The 625-nt window shown below is 66.2% G+C and carries 1 protein-coding gene and 1 pseudogene; both read left to right on the forward strand.

Annotated features, from left to right (window positions below):
* A pseudogene (locus tag A5709_RS04550) lies at window positions 1-194 on the forward strand (NADH:flavin oxidoreductase); the annotation flags it as partial.
* Window positions 195-264: 70 nt separating this feature from the next.
* Window positions 265-625: FHA domain-containing protein (locus tag A5709_RS04555; protein WP_156767962.1), on the forward strand; the 361-nt coding region annotated here is incomplete at its 3' end.

A 625-nucleotide genomic window follows, 5' to 3' on the forward strand; every position in this document is an offset into this window, starting at 1 on the left:
TGGCGGAAGGGTTCCAATTCGTCGCGATGGGCCGGGCGCTGCTGGCCGAACCCGACCTGATCAATCGGATCGCGGCCGACGGCGCCGCGCACAGCGTGCATTCCGCGTGCACGCACTGCAACAAGTGCATGGCCACCATCTACACCCGCACCCAGTGCGTGGTCACGGGTGCCCCCGATCTGCTAGCCCACTGACGATAGCGGGTCCCGCAACGCACATTTGGGCCTCAGGTTGGCCTTGGGTCCACGAGTTACAGTTGGTCCGATGAGCTCAGCAGCCCCGCCCGTCTTGACGGTTCGTTTCGACGGGTCAGAACGCACATTTGCCGCCGGTCACGACGTGGTGGTGGGGCGCGATCTGCGCGCCGACATGCGCATCACGCACCCGTTGATCTCGCGCGCGCACCTGTTGCTGCGCTTCGACCAGGGTCGGTGGCTGGCGATCGACAACGGTTCGCTCAACGGCACTTTCGTGAACGGCCGGCGGGTGCCGGTGGTCGAGATCCACGACGGTCAGTGCCTCAACATCGGAAACCCGGACGGGCCGCAGCTGCTGTTCGAAGTGGGGCGGCACCAGGGAATGGCCGGGCGCCCACCGCAAACCGAATCGATGGGCATTCCGGCGG

Origin of the sequence: Mycobacterium sp. E1386, from assembly GCF_001672745.1 — a bacterium.
Lineage (GTDB): Bacteria > Actinomycetota > Actinomycetes > Mycobacteriales > Mycobacteriaceae > Mycobacterium.